Source organism: Staphylococcus sp. HMSC067F07 (assembly GCF_001837405.1).
GTDB classification, from domain to species: domain Bacteria; phylum Bacillota; class Bacilli; order Staphylococcales; family Staphylococcaceae; genus Staphylococcus; species Staphylococcus capitis.
On the sequence record NZ_KV832221.1, the window covers coordinates 116,534 to 135,857 of the forward strand.

General features: G+C 31.6%; 15 protein-coding genes. 9 read left to right on the forward strand and 6 right to left on the reverse strand.

The genetic code is table 11. The features are described 5' to 3' along the window. Positions 1–9: 9 nt before the first annotated feature. Positions 10–1,587 carry a hypothetical protein gene (locus tag HMPREF2706_RS02595; RefSeq protein WP_070862173.1) on the reverse strand — a complete coding sequence of 526 codons (1,578 nt, stop codon included), beginning with the start codon at positions 1,585–1,587 and terminating at the stop codon, positions 10–12. Between the two features lie 170 nt (positions 1,588–1,757). Here HMPREF2706_RS02595 and ssb point away from each other — a divergent pair, with 170 nt between their 5' ends. From ssb to ccrB, 4 genes are all read left to right on the forward strand, one after another. Next, a complete protein-coding gene (gene ssb, locus HMPREF2706_RS02600; protein ID WP_064212310.1) occupies positions 1,758–2,054 on the forward strand; it encodes a cassette chromosome ssDNA-binding protein in 297 nt (98 codons plus the stop codon). After that, complete coding sequence (cch1, locus tag HMPREF2706_RS02605) at positions 2,054–3,847, forward strand: cassette chromosome replicative helicase (protein WP_064212311.1); 1,794 nt, start codon at positions 2,054–2,056, stop codon at positions 3,845–3,847. Before ssb ends, cch1 begins: the two co-directional genes overlap by 1 nt. Before the next feature lie 233 nt (positions 3,848–4,080). Further along, positions 4,081–5,430 (forward strand): cassette chromosome recombinase CcrA, encoded by a 1,350-nt coding sequence (gene ccrA, locus HMPREF2706_RS02610; RefSeq protein WP_064212312.1) that lies wholly within the window; start codon positions 4,081–4,083, stop codon positions 5,428–5,430. A gap of 21 nt (positions 5,431–5,451) precedes the next feature. Continuing rightward, positions 5,452–7,080, forward strand: coding sequence for a cassette chromosome recombinase CcrB (ccrB, locus tag HMPREF2706_RS02615; protein ID WP_049427104.1), 1,629 nt, complete (start codon positions 5,452–5,454; stop codon positions 7,078–7,080). A gap of 787 nt (positions 7,081–7,867) precedes the next feature. Here ccrB and pbp4 read toward each other — a convergent pair. Continuing rightward, a complete protein-coding gene (gene pbp4, locus HMPREF2706_RS02620) occupies positions 7,868–9,091 on the reverse strand; it encodes a penicillin-binding protein PBP4 (RefSeq protein WP_011082533.1) in 1,224 nt (407 codons plus the stop codon). Positions 9,092–9,338: 247 nt separating this feature from the next. Here pbp4 and HMPREF2706_RS02625 point away from each other — a divergent pair, with 247 nt between their 5' ends. The 5 genes from HMPREF2706_RS02625 (at position 9,339) to HMPREF2706_RS02645 (ending at position 12,134) form a co-directional block, all read left to right on the forward strand. Further along, positions 9,339–10,022, forward strand: a complete 684-nt coding sequence (locus HMPREF2706_RS02625) for a M15 family metallopeptidase (protein WP_002475346.1) — start codon at positions 9,339–9,341, stop codon at positions 10,020–10,022. A gap of 608 nt (positions 10,023–10,630) precedes the next feature. Further along, a complete protein-coding gene (locus HMPREF2706_RS02630; protein WP_049427098.1) occupies positions 10,631–10,981 on the forward strand; it encodes an SAUGI family uracil-DNA glycosylase inhibitor in 351 nt (116 codons plus the stop codon). A gap of 86 nt (positions 10,982–11,067) precedes the next feature. Next, complete coding sequence (locus tag HMPREF2706_RS02635; RefSeq protein ID WP_049427096.1) at positions 11,068–11,379, forward strand: DUF960 family protein; 312 nt, start codon at positions 11,068–11,070, stop codon at positions 11,377–11,379. Between the two features lie 15 nt (positions 11,380–11,394). Then, the gene (locus tag HMPREF2706_RS02640) at positions 11,395–11,898 is read left to right on the forward strand and encodes a DUF1643 domain-containing protein (RefSeq protein WP_049427094.1); all 504 of its coding nucleotides are present in this window, start codon (positions 11,395–11,397) and stop codon (positions 11,896–11,898) included. 14 nt (positions 11,899–11,912) lie between these two features. Beyond that, complete coding sequence (locus HMPREF2706_RS02645; protein WP_049427092.1) at positions 11,913–12,134, forward strand: hypothetical protein; 222 nt, start codon at positions 11,913–11,915, stop codon at positions 12,132–12,134. A gap of 158 nt (positions 12,135–12,292) precedes the next feature. Here HMPREF2706_RS02645 and HMPREF2706_RS12315 read toward each other — a convergent pair whose 3' ends face one another. The 4 genes from HMPREF2706_RS12315 to HMPREF2706_RS02660 all read right to left on the reverse strand — a co-directional run bounded on the left by HMPREF2706_RS12315 (position 12,293) and on the right by HMPREF2706_RS02660 (position 18,843). Then, positions 12,293–14,050 (reverse strand): type ISP restriction/modification enzyme, encoded by a 1,758-nt coding sequence (locus HMPREF2706_RS12315; RefSeq protein ID WP_227489928.1) that lies wholly within the window; start codon positions 14,048–14,050, stop codon positions 12,293–12,295. A 44-nt stretch (positions 14,051–14,094) separates the two neighbouring features. Further along, positions 14,095–16,923 carry a restriction endonuclease gene (locus HMPREF2706_RS12320; protein ID WP_231098751.1) on the reverse strand — a complete coding sequence of 943 codons (2,829 nt, stop codon included), beginning with the start codon at positions 16,921–16,923 and terminating at the stop codon, positions 14,095–14,097. A gap of 255 nt (positions 16,924–17,178) precedes the next feature. Continuing rightward, positions 17,179–17,658 carry a 23S rRNA (pseudouridine(1915)-N(3))-methyltransferase RlmH gene (rlmH, locus tag HMPREF2706_RS02655; protein WP_030065546.1) on the reverse strand — a complete coding sequence of 160 codons (480 nt, stop codon included), beginning with the start codon at positions 17,656–17,658 and terminating at the stop codon, positions 17,179–17,181. A gap of 402 nt (positions 17,659–18,060) precedes the next feature. Further along, a complete protein-coding gene (locus HMPREF2706_RS02660; protein ID WP_030065548.1) occupies positions 18,061–18,843 on the reverse strand; it encodes an MBL fold metallo-hydrolase in 783 nt (260 codons plus the stop codon). Positions 18,844–19,324 lie beyond the last annotated feature (481 nt).

The following is a 19,324-nucleotide window of genomic DNA, read 5'->3' on the forward strand; positions in this document are numbered from 1 at the left end:
AACTAGTAGTTAATCATACCTATTTTCATGTACACTCATTTCTAACCTTAATTGTAATAATACACCATTTGCAGCAAATTCATCTTTTACACGCTTATGAATATCACTTATACCTTCAAACACTTCTGCTTTAACGTGTTTGCCATGTTCGTCTCGTTCAAATGGTTTATCATATTGTTTTATAAATGAAGATATTATATCTAACTTTTCTGTAGTTATAGTATTCTGAGTATTATCATAAAAATTATTTGAATAATCTTTTTTCCATGTATTTACAACATCGAATAAATTACTAAATAAATTATTATACATATCATTTGAAATATGCGCGAACTCACTTTTTAATATAGTCGTTAATTCATTATTAAGCGTATTTAAGTTCTCAATATAATCAAAGTGATTTTCTACATTCATATAGCCGAATTTAGATAATATAACAAATTTAATTAATTGTTCGATATATTCATGCTCCTCTTCGTTAATTTCTTGATTTTTGAATCCTCCAATATAATAAAACGAATCACGGATTCTCCATGTTATATCGTCCACCATTTCTACAAAATCACTGAATGAATCTGTAAATTTATGATAGTTATTTTTCATTCCTTTTGTTATTTTTTTGCTAGGGTCATAGTAATTTTCAGCATTGATATATTTCATATATGAATGATTTAATAAATTCACATAAGTTACTGCAATAATATATTCGTGTATTTTAAGTTTATTTTCCTGATTAAATTTAGACTTTGTCCATTTCTGTCCCATCTTGAAACTATTAAAATCACTACCATGATTAAAATAAAAATCCACAACCTCATTTTTAGTAATTAAATAGTTATCACAGTCAAATATTTTATTACTTATATACTTATTTACATAAACATATAAATCAAATGGTATCGTATCTATACCTTCTAAACATTCACTTACTATTGGCTTAATATTTGATTTCCAAAATTTCTTTTGGTTCTCACTTACAATGTTAAATAGCACTTTGTAATTATCAGTATTACTTATTTCATCTAAAATTCTAAGTAATTTTTCCTCGTCTATTTCTTCATAAAGAATATTTGTATCGTATATATCAAAATTGTAAAATAACACATTATCATCTTTCATATCTAAACGAACGATATCATTACTATGCCCCCCTCTAAATTGGTTATCTATGATAATGTTTTTCATATGTTTTTTTATTCTTTGTTCTTCATTTTTATGTTCATAGGTATGCGTAAATAGATATTTTAAAAATTGATAAACTATTTCTGTACCTCTAAATATTCTTCTTGTTTCTTCAACAAACATAAACCATTCGTAATAACTCGACTTATCTAATTCTGATACCTTTATAAATTCACCCATTCCACCTAAATATCTAGTAACTAATATATCTGCTGCTATATAACTTCCACTTATTTTAATGATTAGAGGTATATCATTATCATCTATTACAACTCTATCTTGTTTAACATAATAGCCCGTACTAACATTTCCACGTTCAACTTTGCATGATATGTCTGCAACAGCCTCCCAATTATTAATTGATTTTATACAATAACGATGTAAGTATTCTAAAAAATCATACACTTTGTTTACCTCTTTTCTAATTTGTCAAGCAAAAAGGCTTGCATTTATGTGTTCGTTTTTTGCTCAATACTATTCGAGCAATAAAGACAGTACACCTCTATTATAAGCAATGTAATCTTTTGAAATAGCCAAAAGATAGAATTAATTAATAATATTTAGGAGGAAGTCAAATGCCTTACAAACAGGAAGATGATTTTAAAATGTTAAAAAATAGAACTTTAGGTATTGCATTTAATACATCGGAGGGACAAACATTTACATTTCATGACTTGAACAGTCGTGCAAATGTACAATGTTCAAAAGCTGTACAACAAAATGTTGGACGTTGGTTCGCATATTTTGTAAAACATGCGCCACGTGTTCCATTTATTATTATCGGTAAGGATACTCACGGTCACTTAGTTTATCTTAAAACAGGTCCTAATCCACACTATAACAGCAACCCTTCGAAAGGAGGTGTTCGCTAATGACTCAAACTAACCCTTCATTTAATCCTTCACCACGATACAAATCAAAAAAAGGTTGGTATAAAGACAAGCCTCCCAAAGAAAAAGGAGGAATGCCTATTGAAGTTGAAATTGCAGGTCCTATCGTTATCGAAAATAAATTTATTGACCCTAAAACTAACACTGAAAAAGTAATTATTACAGACGAGGATCAAAAAGTAATTGTTGAATCTAGTGATATTTTAACAACACAAAAACTGCCCTCTTTAATGAAATATGGATTTAGTATTAATGAAAAATATACAAAAGATTTAGGTTATGCGTTGCAACAAATGCGCAACCAATTACCCATTTCCTACTTATATGAAGGGGTAGGTATACTGGAAACACCGTTTGGTCCTATTGTATCGTTAAATGAAATCTATACTACTACGGAATTTGATAATAAATCTCCATCTGACGCCATTTGTGAGAATACTTATGACTTAGCACCTAGGGGAACATTTGATAATTGGTTTAACATGTATATTGACGAGGTTAAAGATCATCTTCTTTTAGAATTGACAGTCATATTTGGGATTTCTGCCTTAGTGACAAGTTTTCTGAAGCATAAACATGAAATCGAATTTGCAGGAATTCTCTTTAGTTTTACAGGTCAATCCTCAACCGGTAAGTCAACCGCAGCTGCTTTAGCTGTATCAGTCGCTGGTAACCCTACCAAAGGTAATGAAACTCTTTTTAGAAGTTGGAATGCCACACGTAACGCACTTGAAGGTTATTTGAGTAACAATTATGGCGTTCCTATAGTATTTGATGAACTTTCATCTACGACACTTAAAGATACCACGGGTTTGTTATATTCCATCGCTGAAGGTCAAGGTCGTCAACGTTCCAATGTACACGGAGAAGTTAAAGCGCCTAAGAATTGGGGTACATCTGTGATTTCAACCTCAGAATACAGTATATTTAATGATTCTGCTCAAAATGATGGTTTACGTGTGAGAACCATCGAGATTAATGAACAATTCACTACAAATGCGACCAATGCTGACAATATTAAAAAAGCTGTAGCACTAAACTATGGTCATGTTTTACCGTTAGTAGCTAAATATCTTATAAATCGTGAAGATGAAGTCATTCAATGGTTTTACAAGGAAGTAGATTGGTTTGAAGCTAAATTGAAAGATGATAAAAGCAACACAGGCAATCGTATGTTTAAGCGTTATGCAGTCATTACAACATCTGCGAAAATATTAGGTCGTGTTTTATCTACAGATATTGATATCGCTAAAATAAGAGACTACTTTATTGATTATCATACTCATACAGTCTCTGAACGCTCATTAGCTGATAAAGCTATCGATGTCATCATTCAATTTGTAGCACAAAACAGAGGTAAGTTTTCAGATGAAGGTGCTTTGAAAAATATGTTTGAGAACTATGGATTAATCTCATTAAAAGATGACCATATCGAAGTAAAAATGATTGCGAACGTTTTTAAACATATGCTAAACAATCATCAATTTCAAGATGTTAATAATGTTGTCAACGCCTTAAGAGATAAAGGTTTCATATTAGCTGATCGTGGACGCCAAACAACTAAAAGAAGTGTCAAAGATAATAGCGGTAAAAAACAATCACTTGTATTTTACCATCTAAAATTAGATGTAGAGTTTGCGTCTATCCTCGGATTAACTAAAGATAAGTCGTTACTTCAAAATTGGACACCGTCAAATGATAACAAAGCTGCGAAAGAACTTTTTAAATCCGCTAATGAGGGGATAGGCCCTTCAGGAGTTCACGAAGATTTCTGATTGTCTTTATCATACAACCGTGAAGCATCAAACTGAATAATCGACGTATTGAAGATAGAACAAATAACGGAGTGAAGAACATGGATGAACTTATCGAGGTATTAGCCGATTTGGTAATTGAAGAAATCAATCAAATGAATGACTAATATGAACGCCCAACATCTTATTGATGTTGGGCTTATATATCAATTCATCCATAAATATATATTATTACTGTGAAAGGAGGAGCCGATATGAAACAAGTCATAGGCTATTTACGTCAAAGTACGATGAAACAACAATCTCTTGCAGCACAGAAACAGGCTATCGAAGCAATAGCCGAAAAACATCATATTCAACATATCAACTTTTATAGCGACAAACAATCAGGACGCAAAGATAATCGTAGTGGGTATCGACAAATGACGCAATTAATTCAACAAGGGCAATGTGACATATTATGTTGTTATCGTCTTAATAGATTACATCGTAATCTGAAAAATGCATTAAAACTCATCAAATTATGTCAAACATACCATGTTCATATCTTAAGCGTACACGATGGTTACTTTGATATGGATCAAGCTTTCGACCGACTCAAGCTTAATATCTTCATCAGTTTAGCCGAACTTGAATCGGATAACATTGGAGAACAAGTCAGAAATGGGCTTCAAGAAAAAGCAAAGCAAGGTAGATTGATTACAACCCATGCGCCCTTTGGTTACGAATATCACAACGGAACATTCATCATCAATCAAAATGAGTCACCAACGGTAAAGGCTGTATTCAATTATTACATTAAAGGTCATGGTTATAAGAAAATTGCACAGTTATTAGAAGAAGATAACACGTATATCAATCGACAACCCTATCAAGTTCGTAACATTATTATCAATCCTAATTATTGTGGTCGTGTCAACAATCAATATGGTCAATTCGACAATATGTTTCCTTCTATTGTTTCCACAAGTATATATGAGCAAGCGCAGAGACTTCGATTGCAAAAACAAACCAAACAGACACCTTCGGATAATCAACTCAAACAAAAAATCAAATGCCCATGTTGTAATGCAACACTTACAAATATGACCATTAGAAAAAAGAATCATACATTACGTTACTACGTCTGTCCTAAAAACATGAATGCTTCACGCTTTGTCTGTGATTTTAAAGGCATCAATGCACAAACACTTGAAGATAAAGTATTAGAAGTGTGCCGAGACTTTTATCAAAATCAACGCATCTACACAAAAATTAAAAGTGCGATTGACAAACGCATCAAAAGACAAAGAAACATAGAAAAACATCACACATTGACTCAAGAACAACTGATAGAAAAGTTGGCACAAGGCATCATTGATGCAGAAACGTTCAGAGAACAAACGCAATCATTACGTCAACAACCGCAACGCACTACATCTATCAATGGGCATCAAATACAACACACCATTCAAAATATTATTCAAAAACGTTTCACGTTAAACATATTGTACCCCTATATTGAAACCATTCACATTACGAAAGATAAAAATCTTATAGGAATCTATTTCAAAAATGAACCACTCAATATCGTCAATCAAACCATGCAATCATCGATTGCATAAATGAAGAAAGGATGAAGCATAATGCAACAACTTAAAACAAAACGTGTCGGTATCTATGTGCGTGTATCAACAGAAATGCAAAGCACAGAAGGTTATAGTATCGACGGACAAATCAATCAAATCAAAGAATACTGTGACTTCCATCATTTTGAGGTTAAAGATATATACGCTGACCGTGGTATTTCAGGTAAATCTATGAATCGACCTGAGCTCCAACGTATGTTGAAAGATGCAAAAGAAGGCAATATAGATTGTGTTATGGTCTACAAAACAAACCGATTAGCTCGTAATACATCGGATCTTCTGAAAATCGTCGAAGATTTGCATAAACAAAATGTAGAATTTTTCAGTCTATCAGAACGTATGGAAGTCAATACTTCTTCTGGTAAACTCATGTTACAGATACTTGCGAGTTTCTCAGAATTCGAACGTAATAACATTGTCGAGAACGTATTTATGGGTCAAACGAGACGTGCTCAAGAAGGCTATTATCAAGGCAATTTGCCGCTAGGCTATGACAAAATACCTAATAGTAAACATGAACTGATGATTAATCAACATGAAGCTAATATTGTGAAATATATATTCGAGTCCTATGCCAAAGGACATGGCTATCGTAAAATAGCCAATGCATTGAATCACAAAAGTTATGTCACTAAAAAGGGTAAACCTTTTAGTATTAGTTCTATCACATATATATTAGCTAACCCATTCTATATCGGCAAAATTCAATTTGCGAAATACAAAGATTGGAGTGAAAAACGTCGTAAAGGGCTGAATGATAAACCAGTGATAGCTGAAGGTAAACATTCCCCCATTATTAATCAAGATTTATGGGATAAAGTGCAAATGCGTAAAAAACAAGTCAGTCAAAAACCCCAAGTTCATGGTAAAGGAACGAATCTGCTTACAGGCATTATTCATTGTCCTCAATGTGGCGCACCTATGGCAGCAAGCAATACAACGAATACACTTAAAGACGGGACCAAGAAACGTATTCGTTACTATTCATGTAGTAATTTTCGCAACAAGGGGTCCAAAGTATGTTCGGCAAACAGTGTAAGAGCTGATGTGATTGAAGATTATGTGATGAAGCAAATACTTGAAATAGTCAAAAGTGATAAAGTCATTCAACGCGTAGTAACACGCGTCAATCAAGAAAATCAAGTTGATGGCGCTGCACTTCATCACGATATTGCTTATAAGCAACAACAATATGATGAAGTACAAACCAAACTAAATAACTTGATTAAAACCATCGAGGATAATCCGGACTTAACATCAGTAATCAGACCAAGTATTCAAAAATATGAAAAGCAACTTAATGACATTATGAGTCAAATCAATCAACTCAAAAAACAACAAAATGAAGATAAGTCTTTATTTGATGCCAAACAAATTGGTGAAATATTGCGACACGTCTTTCATAATATTGAGAAAATGAAAAAATCTCAACTTAAAGCACTGTACTTAGCAGTGATTGATCGCATTGATATTAGAAAAGATAGCAATCACAAAAAACAGTTTTATGTAACACTCAAACTTGATAATGAAGTAATTAAACAGGTTTTCAATGATATTCCTCTCGACGAAGTGCTCCTTAGCACTTCGTCTTTATTTTTACCCCAACCTTTTTATTTAACAATATAATTTCAGTGGTATGCTTTTTAAATTAATGCAATATAGGATTAAACTATATTGAGAGAGGTTTATAAGAAATATTTTCCCCTATATTATTTACAGTCGCTTTAATAAGTGTAATTAGTGTATCGTTAGTATTTAGTTACAAGATTTTTATAGATATGAACAATAAAAAAACAAGACTCTCAAGCTCATAAAACTACCAAAAATAAAGAACAAGCAAAATGATAAAGATAAAAAAGAAGAGCCTGTTGAATGAAATGACAGCGGTGATAATCTAAATTCAAAAAATAATACAATTGCTCAACCTAATATAAATAATAACGTAACAATAAATGACATAAGAACGAATGAAAGTGGAGAAGTTATACACAAAACCAAAAACGAAATCGATTACGTTGGAAAATTTGACTCCCCTCAAAAAGAAGCCCAATATGAAAAAAATGTCATGTCACAGACTGGCTGAGGTCTCACACCTTAATATGATAAATCATATTATGAGAAGCAACTAGAAATGTACGAAAAAACAGCTAGAGGAGAAGTTGAAGAAACTAGCGCACATCTACATTGATACACAAGTATTAATTAATAAAAATGCTGGATATTATGGCGAAGTGCTTTATAGCACTTCGCCTTTATTCAAAATATAATACTTTAATCTTTAGTACTATATGAATAATATAAATATTTTAAATATATAAATTATATAAAAATAGAGAATATTAACACAAAAAGTTGCATCTACTTTAATTTATACGTTTGTTACACATGTTCTATTTCTTAAAAAGAAATTAATTTAATTTTTACTATATTTTTTTATGTACACTTTGATCGCTATAATAACAATGACAGAAACCAATATTATACCGACAATTGCTAAAGTGATTTGAAATAATACAGACAAGAAGTTAAACTTTGGTTCTACTTTAACGCTAGGAATATGCTCCCCTTTAGTAAATTGTCGATTGTATTTAACTGATAGTTGGTTTTTTTCCGATATTTTTAATTCATATTTACTGTTATCCTTAGGTACTACATCATATAAGTCTTCTTTCACGTTGTAAGTTTTACCATCAATTTGATGTGCACCTTTCGATATCACTTTGCGATACGTATAATTTTTAAATGCGTTTTGGGTGAGTGCGTTAGCAACCTTGTGGCGTGCAAATTTAGCTTTTTCACTAGGATATGGCTGGATATTAAATAAATTTGTATTCACTCTTAATTGATCTTTTTTAGCGGTTAATGCTAAATTATACCCTTCTTTGCTTGTCCCCGTTTTCAATCCATCCACATTTTTCATGCCGAGTGATTGATGAGGCAGTGATAAATTCGTGTTATGTAATTGTTGATTGTATTGAGTATCTGTTTCCAATTGAGTCATTTTTAAAATATTAGGATACTTGCGTAATAAGTGATTTGTTAAAATAGCCATATCATTTGCTGTCGTATATGAGCTAGTTTCATCCTTATATTTTTTGGGTTCATAGGGTTTTATAATTTTATTGTTGGCACCACTGGGATTAGTAAAGTGCGTTTGATTCATACCTAATAATTGCGCTTCACGGTTCATTCTATCAGTGAATTTTGAAATATCTCCATCTATATGTTCTGCTAATACTAGCGTTGCTGCATTACTAGAATTTAAGGCAGCTTGTTTTAGTAACTGTTCAATCGTATATGTTTGCCCTTTTTTTAATGGAAAGGTAGTTAAATTAGGTAATTGTGACATTTTTTGATATCTCTCAGATATTTTAACCTTGTCTTTTAAGCTCACTTTACTATGATTAATGTCGTCATATATAACTAGCATTGTCATCAACTTTGTTGTTGATGCAGGATCAACTTTCTTATCCTTATGATACTTATATAATATTTGTCCATTCGTTGTTGTCACGACTGCTCCTCTAGGGTTCAATCCTTCATCAAGTTGTGCTTTTGAATTATTAGTGATTTCAACAGGAGTCAAAGCATATGTAGTATTTGTGAAAAAACTACAACAAAATAAAGATATCAACATAATCAAAAATATTTTTTTTCAATTCATATTCCTCAATTTCTATTTTATATTTGTGACTTTGATATTAAAAATGAACGACTTACTTTAAATCAACTCGTATCATGTATATTTAATGGTAACATAATATAAATTATATACGCATTAATTGAATCATTATAAAATATTAAATATTATATATAGAGCTCAAAGTATATGTTATGTTATATTTAGCATTTAATATTTTTGTATTAGCAAAAGGAGTATTAATATGAAAAAATTATCTGTAATATTGATGACTAGCGCTTTATTACTTTCAGCTTGTTCACATCAATCTGAAAGCCACAATGACAAAAATGAAAGTAAAACTGCACATACAAATCAAGCCCAAAATAACGATAACAACCAAAAGAAGCATCGAAAAGTTGTTAAGGATGGTCGGACGTATGCAGATGGAATTTTAATTGTAAACAAAAATATTGATTTACCCTCCTCTTATAATCCAGGTGAAAATCCAAAAGCACAAAAAGCCTTAAAACAATTATTTGATGGTGCACAAAAAGATGATATTCACTTATATAAAATAAGTGGATATAGAAGCTATCCTACACAAGTTAAGTTATATAATAATTATGCGAAGCGTGATGGTAAAAAAGCAGCAGACAAATACAGTGCACGTCCAGGCTATTCTGAACACCAAACAGGTCTTACATTTGATGTTGGTGGCGTCGATTCAAATAAAAATCTATATACTAGTTTTGGTAAAACTGAGGAAGGACGCTGGATAGCTAAGAATGCCCATAATTATGGGTTTATTATAAGATATCCTAAAAACAAAGAAAGCATCACAGGATATCAATATGAACCTTGGCATTTACGTTATTTAGGAAAAAAGAAGGCGACAAAAGTGTACAAATCTGGTGAAACATTAGAGGAATTTGTAGGCTTAAAATGATCAATTTAAATTAATCGAAATTTCAACTACCTTATTATCGACGAAGTGTATTCCAGCACTTCGTCTTTATTTTTACCGCAAACATTATACCTTACTATTTAATAAATCTATTTTATATCTACATACTTCCTCTTTCTTTTTCTAAAAATTTTTGAGAATTCTCTTTATCAATTTCAATAACACTTATCTAATGAAACAGTCATTGTCGTAATTATTTTCATGACTACACGAAGCTTATATTGAAATTGCTAAAGAACATCCCACGATGTTTTTTTATCGGGAAAGGAATGGGATTTGCTTATTCCATGAAACAGAAGGATTGTGCAAGCACAATCCCAAAATCCCGTTATTCTTTATAAATAAATAATATATATATAAGGAAGCAGAGACCCAACACTATCATCAATACTTATAAATAATGAGTTGATTGTTCGTCAAAATAGGTGGGATTCCGGGATTTCCTTGTTACACCAACGTTTATCACGGTTTTTTATATGGAATTTTCTCATATTGTAAACGGGATCAGTAATAAATGACAAATCAAATATATATTATCTCAATGATGTATATGAAGTACATCACTATCACACTATCTAGGAGGCAATGATATGAAAACAACTACTCAAGAACTCAAACAATATATGACTCGTTTATTCCAATTATCTAACAATGAAACATGGGAATGTGAAACACTGGAGGAAGCGGCAGAAAATATTCTACCGGAACGTTTTATTAATAATTCTCCACTTGCGCATCTTACACTTGAAACTTATACCTACTATAATGATGAGCTACATGAGCTAAGTATCTATCCATTTCTTATGTATGCCAACAACCAACTTATCAGTGTCGGTTACTTGGACCATTTTGATATGGATTTTCTATACCTCACAGATACTAAAAATACGATTATCGATGAACGACATCTACTAAAAGAAGGAGGGAATGACCATGAATAATTGGATCAAAGTGGCACAAATATCTGTTACAGTCATTAACGAAGTAATTGACATTATGAAAGAAAAGCAGAATGGAGGGAAATAGTATGAAAATCAATCGATACATCACAAGAGGCATTAGTGAACAACTATCTCTAGAGCTCCAAATCTTACTTTGGAATATGGTAAAAGAAAGAGATTATCAAGGCCATACAGATTACCTACACATTTTCAAAATACAAGAAGATGATAATATGTTGTCAGTCATACATGAACAAGAACAACCCGCATACAAATTGGAATATCACTATACAAACTATGTAAAAAATCAAAATGCATTACCTAAGAAAGTCTACGTCATTCGTGAAGATGACGTGGACATTTTTTATTATGTAATGCTTTTACCCGAAGAATACTAAAGGAAGTGATGATATATGAATACAATCAAAAGTACGATACACACAGAAGCCATTTTTAGCGACGATGAACAACACCGCTACTTACTCAAGAAAACATGGGATGAAAAGAAACCCACATGTACCGTCATAACGATGTACCCTCATTTAGATGGCGTACTTTCCCTCGATCTAACAACCGTTCTAATTCTTAACCAATTAGCGAATTCTGAACAATATGGTGCTGTATATCTTGTAAATCTATTCTCTAATATCAAAACACCAGAAAACCTCAAACATATCAAAGAGCCATACGATGAGCACACAGATATTCACTTGATGAAAGCGATAAGCGAAAGTGACACAGTGATTCTAGCTTATGGTGCTTATGCGAAGCGGCCAGTTGTTGTCGAACGTGTTGAGCAAGTGATGGAAATGTTGAAACCTCATAAAAAGAAAGTCAAAAAGCTTATAAACCCAGCAACAAATGAAATCATGCATCCACTCAATCCTAAAGCACGTCAAAAATGGACATTGAAATAAAAGGAGGATTATCTATGAACCATGAAACCACACACTCAGACTGGCGAACGGTTGCTAGTTGCTTAGCATCGCATGATTACGTTTCAATAGTAAAAGGTCTGGTGCATCATTTCACAGCCATCGATGACGAGGAAATACTTGATAAAATCTATGAAGAGTTTATAAATGATGACTCTATTACAACAGTACTTAACAATGATTTACAAACAATTATTAATCATTATCTATCAAAATGAAAACTATATTCTAATAAAACTAGAGCATCCTTCACTTTACGGTGAGGGATGCTCTTATCTTTATTTTTTACATTAATAATGATTGCAAACAGAATGTCTTTTACTTTGCGGAAAGAAATACTTAGTTTCTATTTTTTGATAATTAAAATATTTATATACTATTCACTCATTTCAAACTTAGGAAGTTCATCAATTAAGTTCAGCGTTTCGACACTAACAGTTATAATAGAAATTAGCAAATTTAAAATATATTTGGGATTATCACTAAATTCATTAGGATCATCTATAACTCCAGATTTTCTATCATTATTAATTTGATATTGATTCATAATCCATTCAATAGCAGGACGACCATTCACTAAATATTGATATGCTTTTTCTGGTATATTTTTAATAGTTATTGATTCATTAAATATTATTGTCGAATAATCAGTAACTAATTTTCCATTTTCATTACGTTTCTTCGGGTGTTTCATTCTTTTAACTCGATAATCAAGATTTTGATAATTAATATCTATTATAATATTTTCTAATTTTGGTTGATTTTCATAATTCAAATGTAAATTTGCAAGCTTACGTCCAATTTCAACATATTTCTTCTTATATTTTAAATTGGGTAAACGAGGAAATTCCCTGGATAAATCATCAAAATATTCGTTTGCATATTCTTTTGAGTGAAAAACACCATACACATAAAATAGTATTTCATTTTCTGATAAATCATCTAGTTTCTCCAATATATTGTTTCGAATTGCAGAATACTTTCCAAATTCATCATATAAATACATAGGTAAATTTTGAGAACCACCACTAAAATTATTAACATCAGGTAACACATTTAATAATAATGAACTAAAGTCTTTTCCTTTTGTTTTATTAGATAAAGATATTAATATATTTTTAGAGTAAGATTCGGGAAATATTTTAGACATTTGATACTGTCTATCAACCCACTCTTTACTATAATAAACATATTTCTTAGTAAAAGGGCGATACATACCGATATAAATACGGTTTTCATCAAAATATTGCTTTTCTTTGCGTTCAAATCTTGTTTTTAATGACTGGGTCCAAGAAAGCTCTTCTATATCCTTGGAATATAGCGAAGTATTACCAATATGTTTATTATAATAATTAATACTACGTTGCATTGTTCTTTTAACTTTATCTCTAGAAAATCCCCAAGCCCATTCATCTCGCCCAGTTTTAATTCCACCTGAATAATCAATAAATAATGCATTTTCAGATTTCTTTTCTCCTAAAGGAATTAAGCTATTAAAATTGGAATTACGCTGATTAATCCAATCTCCTTGATCATTAGGTTTAATAATTTTAAATTTATCTTCTATATTTTTAAATCTTGACCAATTAGCTAATCTTGAAAGCTTTTCATTTTTAGATAGATTGTTCCCAATATCTAAATAATGAAGTACTCCTTCACCTACATGTGATTCATCTTTTATTAGTAAAACAATAGTTACACCGGTCATAATATCAAATATATTTCCACCTTCAAATTTTCTTTGTTTTTTTGTCTTATCTCGAATGGTACCTTTTAAATTAAGAATATAAATATCTGAAAATTCTTTTAGTAAAGATTTACGCATGCCGTCCATTGCATTACCATCAATAAATGAGTTATTTGTAATAAAACCAATTATCCCATTCCCATTAATACGTTTTTCCGACCAGTGAAGTGCGCGAATATAAGAATCAAATAAATTATTTTTATTAGTTGCAGTTGAACTTTTTATCCATTTTTTTTGTAGAGATTTATCTAGTTTAGGATAATTAACTTTCTCTTGATTACTATCTTCATTTTTTTGCTTAGCAGAATAAGGAGGATTTCCAATTATGATTGTGATATCTGACTTTTGTTGCTTCCTTAAACGTTCATTATTAGAACTAAAATACATACCCTCTAATGTATCCTCAATTTCTAAACTATCAAAAGTATCAGTTAATACAATACCTTCAAAAGGTATATAATTTGAGTCGTTTTATTAATGTCATCGAAAGTTGTTTCAATATTAATAGCAGCAATATAGTAACTTAATAACACTATTTCATTAGCATGTAATTCTTTCATATATTTACGTGTAATATCAGACAAAGTAATCTCTTTCGTATCTATTTTATCTTTTAAATAAGATAAAATGCGTACTATAAAAGTACCTGTCCCAGTAAATGGGTCTAATATATGTACATTTTCATCCGCTAATGACTTGTTGAAATGTTTTTTCATCACGTCATCGACAGATTTAATAATAAAATCTACCACTTCAATAGGAGTAAAGACGATTCCTAAACGTTTAGTAGTTGATTCAAAGGCTGTTTTGAAAAATTTATTATATAGAGAAATAATAAATTTTTGTTTATCTTCAGCTCGCTCGATACCTTCAGCTCTCATTCTAATAGACTCATATAATGGTTGAAGATTTTCTTGTTCTTTAGAAAATCCAGCTTTTTCTAGTTCTTTAACAATGTTTTCAATAGATAAAGATACTGGATTGTGATTTACGAAGCTATATTGATCAAACAAAGCTTCAAATATTGGCTTTGTAATCAAATGTTGTGATAACATTTCAGCTGCTTGATTCTCATCAATACTTTCATTAATATTATATTGTAATGAAGTGACAAAATTATTAAATTCTTTTTTTATGGGATCTTGCTTATCTTTTATTTTATTTTTAATCCAATCAATTTGACGTCTTGCAATTTTAGCAACATCACTTGACCAATTTTCTAAATATTTACGATTTCCAACTTTTTGAACGATCTTACCATATATAGCATTCTCAAATTTTTCCCATTCAAAATTAAATTTAGGTTGTACATGGTTAACATGTTTAGATTTATTATCAGTATTAACCTCTTCATTATTTTCTTTAGGAGCACTACCTACGCCTATCACTTTTAATTGTTTTGGTTTAGCAATATTTATTTTGTCAATCATAGCCTCAAAGCGTTCATCTACTGAACGCAATGCATTGATAATTTGCCAAACAACTTCATAGTTCTTATTATTATCTAAAACTGTTTCTGGAGTTTCACCAGTCGGAATTACTACAGGTAAGATTATATAACCATATTCTTTACCTTCAGATTTACGCATAATTCGTCCCACAGCTTGTACAATGTCAACTTGAGATTTTTTTGGTGCTAGAAAAATGACAGAGTCTAAAGATGGCACATCAATACCTTCTGTTAAAAATCGTACATTAGAAACTATTCTTGCTTCATTTCTGGGTTTCTCAGAATCAGCTAGCCAATCAAGAGTATTTCCTTTTTGTAGAGCATTCATGGACCCATCAGCATGTTTCATAGATAAATGTATCGTATTTTGATTCCCTTGATGTCCTAGATATTCATTAACTACTTTTTCGAATTGGTGTGAGACTTTTTTTGAATCCTCGATTGTGCGAGTAAAAGCAATGGCACGCTCTAATGGTGCTTCATCAAATGAACTACTTTTTTTAGGATTTTTATAACCATTTCTACGCATCATCCCATTCCAAATACCTACAATTCGTCCTATATCATCAATATTCAATCCATTTTCTGGATCTGACAAAGCACGTTGCATATCTTTTTGTATTGCGGCTTCATCAATAGCTAAAACCATAACTTTATAATCTGTTAAAATCCCATAAGATACTGCTTGGCCAAAGCCCATTCTATAAAATACTTCACCATATTTTTTTTCATCATCCATAGATGATATAATTATACTTTTTTCTTTGGCATTTCTTTTTGCATCTTCACCATACATTTTAGGTGTTGCAGTTTGGTATAATCTTTTAGCTCCTTGAATAATTTTTTCATCATGAACTTTTGTAAAAAAACTGCTATCCTTATTATTTTCATGAGCTCCTGTAGTTCTATGTGCTTCATCTGCTATTATTAAATCAAATTCAGGAAATCCTTGTTTTTGCGCCTCAGCAATGACATCTATACTATGATATGTACTATATATAACCAACAAATCATCTTTACTATTACTCTCTTTTATTTCATCATAATTTTTCAACAATTTATTTGATGAAGTTGTAGCAGGATAACCTATATCAGTTGCTTTAATATCTTCGGTTCCGTCATCTCCCCGTGAAGCATCACGATCTGATGTTACAGCCATACTTGTTATCGATAAATCAGTATCATTGTACCAACCTCTCAATGTTTGGGTTAAAAGTTGAATACTAGGTACTAGATATAACACTTTGTATTGTTCTTTATTAACATTTGCAAGAGCCTCAGCAATTTTCAAACTAGTAAATGTCTTTCCAGTTCCTGGAGCCATAATCAATTGTCCTCGATCATGATTTTTAAAATGTTTAAGAGCATTTTCTAATGCTTTTTTTTGATAAAAGCGTAATTTTTTGGAAGATTTCGTTTTTACTCTTGCAGGACGTTGAAAATCAAAATCATTCCAATCAATTTGAGAATTACGTAAATCAGTTAAACCTATTATTTCAATACCTTTTTGATTATAAGAAATTGTGTTAAGAGCATTTTCATTCCATTCATCGACTGTTGAAATAATTAACCCTCGATCATAATAATGCTTTCCTAAGTCAGCAACAAAAGAATTTATTTCAGATTTCCCAATTTTTTCTTTATAAAACTTAGCTTGTATAGCAACAAGTTCACCAGTTTTTTGTAGAGCTACTAAATCAACTCCTGTGTCTTTTTTTGGTATCCCAAAATGATCAGGGACTTCATTTAATAGCCAAACATCAGAATATAGCTGCTTATAAGTTGGTTCATTTTTTAAGTACGCTAACACTAGTTTTTCAAATAAAGTACCTCTTTCTCTTTGATTATTACCAGCAGTATCATTTATTTGATTAATTAATTTATTAAATGCACTTATTTTTTGTCCATTTTATTCTCCTTTATCATTAAAAGATGAAAATAATTCTTTAATTAAAAGAACTTAGTTTTATAATAGCAATGGCAACTAATAATTGACAATCAATTCTAATGAAGAAATAAATAAGCTCAATCGATAATATATTTAAATTCATGTGAAAAAACCGCATCACTTATGATATGCTTCACCACGCATAATTTTGAAGGCGCGGTAGATTTGCTCGATTAAGACTACTCGCATCATTTGGTGTGGGAAGGTCATTTTGCTGAAGGAGAGTGCGTAGTTGCTGCGGTTTAAGACATCTTGGTGTAGGCCATTTGATCCACCTATGACGTAAACAAAATCGCTTTGTCCTTGGGTCATACGTGTTTGTAATTCTTTGGCTAATCCTTCTGATGACAACATTTTACCTTGTATTTCTAATGTGATGACTGTGGATTGTGGTTTGATTTTGGCGAGTAGTCGTTGGCCTTCTTTTTCTTTTACTTGTTCTATTTCTTTGTCGCTCATATTTTCTGGGGCTTTCTCATCTGGAACTTCTATAATTTCAACTTTGGTATAAGGTCCTAGTCGTTTCTCATATTCTGCTATTGCTTGTTTCCAATATTTTTCTTTTAGTTTTCCTACTGACAGGATTGTAATTTTCATTTTATCCTCCATGTAAATATGTATGATTTATCCACAAATTATTCACTTGTGCACACTATTCCCTCTTATTATAACAATAATATTTATACTTTCTTAATTATTTTTGAGATTTATACACATTTCCTGTGTAATAACCTGTTATTTTGTGGATAACTCTGTGTATAATGTGGGTATTTTTGTGTGTATTGTACACAATACTGGATAACTATGGACATTTTAGTGGATAACTTTGAGGGTGTCTAAACTCAATAATTACATTTATAGCATATATATAACCTACTTTTAAGACTAACTTACGTATTATTTTCCTCATTTTTCATTACTTTTCCACAGAATATTTTCAAAAAAAGAACCTACTTAAGAAAGATACTTAAGTAGGTCAGGTGTCTTACTGTTATTCAATTATAAAGTATAAATTGGTGTAGCTTGAGCTTTATCCGTATCGCAGAGAAGTACTTCTTTCTCAGTATCAATATCATGTTCATTTAACACTTGGCCGACACTCATACGAGCAAGATCCTTCATGTTGTTGTCTTGAGATAAGTGAGATAGGTAAATACGCTTCGTGTTACCTGTGATGACGTCTGTCATAGCGAGACCAGCATCTTCGTTAGACACATGTCCCATATCACTTAAAATTCGTTGTTTCGTCTTCCAAGGATAGCGACACATGCGTAACATATCAACATCGTGATTACTCTCGAACATGAATGCATCGCTACCACGAATCATGCCTTTCATACGGTCTGACACATAGCCTGTGTCCGTCAGTATCGTGAATTTCTTATAGTTATTGTTGAAAATATAGAATTGTGGGTCAATCGCGTCATGTGAGACGTTGAATGACTCGATATCGAATCCTGCGATAGATTTCGTTTCATATGGATTGAAGATGAATTTCTGATCCATTGGGATTCGGCTATCTTTCTTTTCAATGGCTTTCCATGTATTCTCATTTGCATAAATTGGAAGGTTATATTTACGTGCGAGAACTCCAAGTCCTTTGATGTGGTCGATATGTTCATGTGTGACTAGAATGCCGTTTAGATCCTTGATATTTCGATCAATCTGGCTAAATAGCTCTTCCATTTTCTTGCCGGTTAGACCTACGTCTACAAGTAGGCTACCTTTCTCACTTTCTACGTAAGTGGCGTTACCTGTACTACCACTTGCTAATACACTCATACGTATCAAGCGACTTCATCCTTTCTAATATGTACAATCTGTATTTGTTTGAGAATTGTTTGTGCGGTACGGGTGAGACGTGCATTTGGTTCTAGTAGTTCTTAAGTTTTATTTTACTTTTTTGCACGTTAATGTGAGTTATAAATGAGGTTTCGAGGTGTGTTGATTCTAAATATGAATTCTCGAAACGAAACGTTCTCTAAAATTCCTTTATATTATACTATACCAATTTTAAGAGGTGTGTGCCAATTGTCAGTTTATGAATAATTAGTGTCGTGGAATATCATTTTTTGACCGCTTCGTTATAGCATAAAGAAACGACCACTCTGTTTCGGGGAGTGGTCGTTTATGATGAACGTTATTGTACTGAGTGTTGCAGGAATGATAGACGGGCTTCAGTGAGCAGGTTTTTCGGCAGAAACTCTCAAACTCTCGTCAAAACTAAAGAACAGTTTTGCTCGCTTTTCGGTTCTGCTCAAAA

Excerpts from the sequence above, each read along its gene's own strand:
- HMPREF2706_RS02630 (WP_049427098.1), top strand. The coding sequence starts at position 10,631 with ATGAAAACAACTACTCAAGAACTCAAACAATATATGACTCGTTTATTC.
- HMPREF2706_RS02635 (WP_049427096.1), top strand. The coding sequence starts at position 11,068 with ATGAAAATCAATCGATACATCACAAGAGGCATTAGTGAACAACTATCT.
- HMPREF2706_RS02625 (WP_002475346.1), top strand. The coding sequence starts at position 9,339 with ATGAAAAAATTATCTGTAATATTGATGACTAGCGCTTTATTACTTTCA.
- HMPREF2706_RS02660 (WP_030065548.1), bottom strand. The coding sequence starts at position 18,843 with ATGAGTGTATTAGCAAGTGGTAGTACAGGTAACGCCACTTACGTAGAA.
- cch1 (WP_064212311.1), top strand. The coding sequence starts at position 2,054 with ATGACTCAAACTAACCCTTCATTTAATCCTTCACCACGATACAAATCA.
- ssb (WP_064212310.1), top strand. The coding sequence starts at position 1,758 with ATGCCTTACAAACAGGAAGATGATTTTAAAATGTTAAAAAATAGAACT.
- HMPREF2706_RS12315 (WP_227489928.1), bottom strand. The coding sequence starts at position 14,050 with ATGTATTTTAGTTCTAATAATGAACGTTTAAGGAAGCAACAAAAGTCA.
- ccrB (WP_049427104.1), top strand. The coding sequence starts at position 5,452 with ATGCAACAACTTAAAACAAAACGTGTCGGTATCTATGTGCGTGTATCA.
- HMPREF2706_RS02645 (WP_049427092.1), top strand. The coding sequence starts at position 11,913 with ATGAACCATGAAACCACACACTCAGACTGGCGAACGGTTGCTAGTTGC.
- rlmH (WP_030065546.1), bottom strand. The coding sequence starts at position 17,658 with ATGAAAATTACAATCCTGTCAGTAGGAAAACTAAAAGAAAAATATTGG.
- ccrA (WP_064212312.1), top strand. The coding sequence starts at position 4,081 with ATGAAACAAGTCATAGGCTATTTACGTCAAAGTACGATGAAACAACAA.
- HMPREF2706_RS02640 (WP_049427094.1), top strand. The coding sequence starts at position 11,395 with ATGAATACAATCAAAAGTACGATACACACAGAAGCCATTTTTAGCGAC.
- pbp4 (WP_011082533.1), bottom strand. The coding sequence starts at position 9,091 with ATGTTGATATCTTTATTTTGTTGTAGTTTTTTCACAAATACTACATAT.